4 protein-coding genes are annotated in these 6,023 nt (G+C 72.3%); all 4 read right to left on the bottom strand.

The features are described from left to right. Positions 1–4: 4 nt before the first annotated feature. Positions 5–1,006 carry a YafY family protein gene (locus tag DMH12_RS20700; protein WP_125493008.1) on the bottom strand — a complete coding sequence of 334 codons (1,002 nt, stop codon included), beginning with the start codon at positions 1,004–1,006 and terminating at the stop codon, positions 5–7. A gap of 59 nt (positions 1,007–1,065) precedes the next feature. Then, complete coding sequence (aceE, locus tag DMH12_RS20705) at positions 1,066–3,768, bottom strand: pyruvate dehydrogenase (acetyl-transferring), homodimeric type (protein WP_125493009.1); 2,703 nt, start codon at positions 3,766–3,768, stop codon at positions 1,066–1,068. Between the two features lie 403 nt (positions 3,769–4,171). Beyond that, on the bottom strand, positions 4,172–4,795 hold the full coding sequence (locus DMH12_RS20715) for a GntR family transcriptional regulator (protein ID WP_052839895.1): 624 nt from the start codon (positions 4,793–4,795) through the stop codon (positions 4,172–4,174). 208 nt (positions 4,796–5,003) lie between these two features. Beyond that, positions 5,004–6,023, bottom strand: a 1,020-nt coding sequence (gene sucB, locus DMH12_RS20720) for a 2-oxoglutarate dehydrogenase, E2 component, dihydrolipoamide succinyltransferase (RefSeq protein WP_125493010.1), incomplete at its 5' end; no start/stop codon positions are given.

Genomic DNA, 6,023 nt, shown 5'->3' on the forward strand with positions numbered 1-6,023 from the left:
TCCGTCAGCCGCCGTCCGGCCCCGCACCGGCGTACAGCCCGGCGAGCCGCCGGGCGTCCCGGGCGAACCGCTCCCGCAGCCCCTCCGGCGCCAGCACCTCCACCTCCGCACCCAGCCCCGTCAGCTGGGTGTGCGCGACCTCCTCCGACTCCACGGGCAGCGTCACCGTCACCCACCCGTCCGCGTCCGGCCCCTCGGCCGCCGCCAGCGCCTCCCGGGCCGACAGCGCGTCCACCGCGTGCGCCAGCCCGCGCGCCCCCCGCTCCGAGAGCCGGACCACGACCCGCGCCCGCAGGATGGACCGCGCGAACTGCTCGGCCCGCTCCGCCCAGAACGCGGGCAGGTCGAAGTCGTCGTCCCGCGTGAAACGCTCCTCGCCCGGTTCCACCGCCGTGAACCGGTCGATCCGGTACACCCGGTACGGCCCGCCGTCCGCCTCCCGCGCGACCCGCGCGCACAGGTACCAGACGCCCGCCTTCAGGACGAGCCCGTACGGCTCCAGCTCCCGGACCACCTCGTCCCGCGCACGCCGGTAGCGCGCCGTGATCCGCCGGTCGTCCCAGACCGCGTCCGCGACCGCCGGCAGCAGCTCGGGCGTGCCGGGCTCCCGGAACCAGTTCGGCGCGTCCAGGTGGAAACGCTGCGCGGCGGTACGGGAGGCGTCCCGCAGCGACGGGAGCAGCGCCGCCGACACCTTCAGCCGGGCCGCCGACGCCGCGTCCTCCAGGCCCATCTCGCGCAGCGCACCCGGCACCCCCGACAGGAACAGCGCCTCGGCCTCGCCCCGGGCCAGCCCGGTCAGCCGCGTCCGGTAGCCGCCGATCAGCCGGTAGCCCCCGGCCCGCCCGCGCTCGGCGTACACCGGGACCCCGGCCTCCGACAGCGCCTGCGCGTCCCGCGTCACGGTCCGCTCGGAGACCTCCAGCTCCCGGGCCAGCTCGGCGGCGGTCATGGACGGGCGGGACTGGAGGAGCAGCACCATCTTGATGAGGCGGGCAGCGCGCATCCCCACATCATGCAGGAGGCCCCCGCCGCGGCGGGGGCCTCCTCGGGTCATGCCCGGCCTTACAGGCCGTGGCGCTCGCGCGCCTCCTTCACGGCCGTCGCCTTGACCTCGCCGCGCCGGGCGAGCTGGGCCAGGGCCGCGACCACGATGGACTCGGCGTCGACACCGAAGTGCCGGCGGGCGGCGTCACGGGTGTCCGAGAGGCCGAAGCCGTCGGCACCGAGCGACGAGTAGTCCTGCTCGACCCACTGCGCGATCTGGTCAGGGACCTGGCGCATGTAGTCGGAGACCGCGAGGACCGGGCCCTCGGCGCCCTGGAGCGCCCGGCGGACGTACGGCACCCGCTCCTCGCCGCGCAGCAGCGCCGCGTCGGCGTCCATCGCGTCCCGGCGCAGCTCCGTCCAGGAGGTCGCGGACCACACGTCGGCGGCCACGCCCCACTCCTCGGCGAGCAGCCGCTGCGCCTTGAGCGCCCAGTGGATCGCCGTACCGGAGGACAGGAGCTGGAGCCGCGGGGCGTTCGCCGCCGGGGTCAGGCCCGCCGACTCCGCCGTGTTGAAGCGGTACAGGCCCTTGACGATGCCCTCGTCCACACCGGCGCCGGACGGCTTGGCCGGCTGCGGCATCGGCTCGTTGTAGACGGTCAGGTAGTAGAAGACGTTCGGGTCCTCGCCCGGGGCCGCCTCGCCGTACATCCGGCGCAGACCGTCCTTGACGATCGCCGCGACCTCGTACGCGAAGGCCGGGTCGTACGTCATCGCGGCCGGGTTGGTCGCCGCGATCGCCGGGGAGTGGCCGTCAGCGTGCTGGAGGCCCTCACCGGTCAGCGTGGTCCGGCCGGCCGTGGCGCCGACCAGGAAGCCGCGGCCGAGCTGGTCGCCGAGCTGCCACATCTGGTCGGCCGTGCGCTGCCAGCCGAACATCGAGTAGAAGATGTAGAACGGGATCATCGTCTCGCCGTGCGTCGCGTACGACGTCGACGCGGCGATGAAGTCGGCCATCGAACCGGCCTCGGTGATCCCCTCGTTGAGGATCTGGCCGTTCTCGGCCTCCTTGTAGTACATCAGCTGGTCGCGGTCGACCGGCTCGTACGTCTGGCCCTTGGGGGAGTAGATCCCGAGGGACGGGAAGAGGCTCTCCATGCCGAAGGTGCGCGCCTCGTCGGGGACGATGGGCACCCAGCGCTTGCCGGTCTCCTTGTCGCGGACCAGGTCCTTGACCAGGCGGACGAAGGCCATGGTGGTGGCCACGCTCTGCGAGCCGGAGCCCTTGTCGAAGGAGGCGAACGCCTTCTCGGCGGGCGCGGGCAGCGGCGCGACCGGGTGCACGCGGCGGGCCGGGGCCGGACCGCCGAGGGCGGCGCGGCGCTCCTGGAGGTAGCGGACCTCGGGGGAGTCGGCGCCGGGGTGACCGTAGGGGACCACGCCGTCGACGAAGTCGCTGTCCTTGATCGGCAGACCGAGCAGGTCGCGCATGTCCTTGAACTCGTCCACCGAGAGCTTCTTCATCTGGTGGTTGGCGTTCTTGGAGGCGAAGCCGGTGCCGAGGGTGTGGCCCTTGACCGTCTGGGCCAGGATCACGGTCGGCGCGCCCTTGTGGGCGAGCGCGGCCCGGTAGGCGGCGTAGACCTTGCGGGACTCGTGGCCGCCGCGCGAGTAGTGGAAACACTCGAGGATCTTGTCGTCGGACAGCAGCTTCGCCATGGCGGCGAGCTCCGGGTCCTTGCCGAAGAAGTCCTCGCGGATGTAGGCGGCGTCACGCGTCTGGTACGTCTGCACCTGCGCGTCGGGTACCTCGCGCAGGCGGCGTACGAGCGCGCCGTTCGTGTCGAGCTGGAACAGCTCGTCCCACGCCGTGCCCCACAGGCTCTTGACGACGTTCCAGCCGGCGCCGCGGAACTGGGCCTCCAGCTCCTGCACGATCTTGAAGTTGGCGCGGACCGGACCGTCGAGGCGCTGCAGGTTGCAGTTGATGACGAAGGTCAGGTTGTCCAGGCCCTCGCGGGAGGCGAGGGTGAGCGCCGTGGTGGACTCGGGCTCGTCCATCTCGCCGTCGCCGAGGAACGCCCACACGTGGGAGTTGGTCAGGTCCTTGATGCCGCGGCTGGTCAGGTAGCGGTTGAACCGCGCCTGGTAGATCGCGGAGATCGGCCCGAGGCCCATGGAGACGGTGGGGAACTCCCACAGCCAGGGCAGGCGGCGCGGGTGCGGGTAGGACGGCAGTCCGTTGCCGCCGGCCTCGCGCCGGAAGTTGTCGAGGTGGTCCTCGGTCAGCCGGCCGTCGAGGAAGGCACGGGCGTAGATGCCGGGGGAGGCGTGGCCCTGGACGTAGAGCTGGTCGCCGGAGCCGTCACCCTCCTTGCCCTTGAAGAAGTGGTTGAAGCCGGTCTCGTACAGCCAGGCCGCGGAGGCGAAGGTGGCGATGTGGCCGCCGACGCCGTGCTTGCTGCCGCGGGTCACCATGGCGGCCGCGTTCCAGCGGTTCCAGGCGGTGATCCGCTGCTCCAGGTCCTCGTCGCCGTCCACCGCGGGCTCGTCGGCGGTCGGGATGGAGTTGACGTAGTCCGTCTCCAGCAGCTTCGGCAGCGCCAGGCCGGCGCCCTCGGCGCGCTCCAGCGTGCGGCGCATCAAGTACGCGGCACGGTGCGGCCCGGCCGCCTTGGTGACGGCGTCCAGGGAGGCCTGCCATTCGGCGGTCTCCTCGGGGTCGCGGTCCGGGAGCTGGTCGAGCTCGCTCGGCTGGATGGCTTTGGGGTCGGTCATGTCGCCGCCTTCCTCAGTCGAAGGGGGTTCCCTCATCGGCAGGGGTTCGGGGTGCCCTAGGTCTTTGGCAGGACAGGGCGTGGGGCTCGGGTGGAAGCCCGTCCGTGACTGTAACTCCCTGATCGATGATCGATCAAAGGGTTGAGGGGCAAAACCTCTTGATTACGAGAAAGTCGGCACGGGGTGCCTTCGGCGATGGCACGCAGTGACCTTCAGGTTGGGGGTTTGTGCAGGTGAGCGCGGTGGAGCTCGGGTGGTTGCGGTGTGTTCGGCGGCTGCGGGCGCGTCGGGGCTGTTCGCGCAGTTCCCCGCGCCCCTGAAGGGGCGCGGGGAACTGCGCGAACGGGGGTCTGGGGGCGGAGCCCCCAGGGACGGGAAGGGTAGGGGCGGCGGGGGCGAAAACCTACGCCCGGGGCGCGCAGCCCAGGACGTGGGACTTGACGATCTCCGGGATGCGGGGGTCCCGGCGGCGGAAGGCCGCGACCAGCTCCTCGTGCTCCTCCGCGTACGACTGCTGCACCGTCCCCAGCCACCGTATCGACAGCGCCGTGAAGACCTCGATGCCCAGGCCCTCCCACGTGTGCAGCAGCACCGAGTTGCCCGCCGCGCGGACCAGCTCGCGGTGGAAGCCCACCGTGTGCCGCACCTGGCCCGTCCCGTCGGAGACCCGGTCGGCCTCGTACAGCGCCGCGACGTGCGGCTCCAGGGCCGAGCAGTCCAGGGCGAGCCGGTCGGCCGCCAGCTCGGCCGCGATGGCCTCCAGGCCGGCCCGGACGGGGTAGCTCTCCTCCAGGTCGGCGGCGGTCAGGTTCCGCACCCGCACGCCCTTGTTCGGCGCCGACTCGATCAGCCGCAGTGACTCCAGCTCCCGCAGCGCCTCCCGCACCGGCGTCTGGCTGACCTCCAGCTCGGTGGCGATCCGGCGCTCCACGATCCGCTCGCCCGGCTGCCAGCGCCCGCTGATGATCCCTTCCAGGATGTGCTCGCGGATCTGTTCGCGCAGCGAGTGGACGACGGGCGCGGTCATGGGAGCTCCTTCGGGAGGGGCCCCTTCGGCCCCTGGGGCGTTTGACGTTTAGACAATACGGCCGTCGCGGCGGGCGGGAAGGGTGCACGGGGGCGCTTCGGCGCAGGTGAGACGAGACTTACACAGCGTTCCCCGCCCCGAACACGGCGATGCCCCCGCCCGGAGGATTCCGGGCGGGGGCACCGTACAGGCCCACTGACGAGGGACTTTAAAGGCCGAGCTCGACCTCGAACTCGCCGGCCTCCAGGATCGCCTTGACCGCCGTCAGGTAGCGGGCGGCGTCGGCACCGTCCACCAGACGGTGGTCGTAGGACAGGGTCAGGTACGTCATGTCGCGGACGCCGATGACCGGGCCGTCCTCCGTCTCGATGACGGCCGGACGCTTGACCGTGGCACCGATGCCGAGGATGGCGACCTGGCCCGGCGGCACGATGATCGTGTCGAACAGCGCGCCGCGCGAACCGGTGTTGCTGATGGTGAAGGTCGCGCCGGCCAGCTCGTCCGGGCTGATCTTGCTGGCCCGCACCTTGCCCGCCAGGTCGGCGGTCGCCTTGGCGATGCCGGCCAGGTTGAGGTCACCGGCGTTCTTGATGACCGGGGTCATCAGGCCCTTCTCGGAGTCCACCGCGATACCGATGTTCTCGGTGTCGAAGTAGGTGATGGTCCCCTCGGCCTCGTTGATCTTGGCGTTGATCGGTGCGTGCGCCTTCAGCGCCTGGGCGGCGGCCCGGACGAAGAACGGCATCGGCGAGAGCTTGACGCCCTCACGGGCCGCGAACGCGTCCTTGGCCCGGCCGCGCAGCTTCATCAGGCGGGTGACGTCGACCTCGACGACCGACGACAGCTGGGCCTGCTCGTGCAGCGCCTTGACCATGTTGTCGCCGATGACCTTGCGGATGCGGGGCATCTTGACGGTCTGGCCGCGCAGCGGGGAGGCCTCCAGGGTGGGGGCCTTCTTCGCGGCGGTGGCAGGAGCGGCAGCGGCGGGCGCCGGAGCGGCGGCCTTCGCGGCCTCGGCGGCGGCGATGACGTCCTGCTTGCGGATGCGGCCGCCGACGCCGGTGCCCTTGACGGTGGACAGGTCGACGCCGTTCTCGGCGGCGAGCTTGCGCACCAGCGGGGTGACGTAGGCGCCGTCGTCCGCCGGCTGGGCGGCGGCCGGGGCGGCCGGTGCGGCCGCCGGAGCCGGGGCGGCCGGCTGCGGGGCGGGAGCCGGCCGCCCCGGCTC

The sequence above is a fragment of the Streptomyces sp. WAC 04229 genome (genome assembly GCF_003947455.1).
GTDB lineage: Bacteria > Actinomycetota > Actinomycetes > Streptomycetales > Streptomycetaceae > Streptomyces.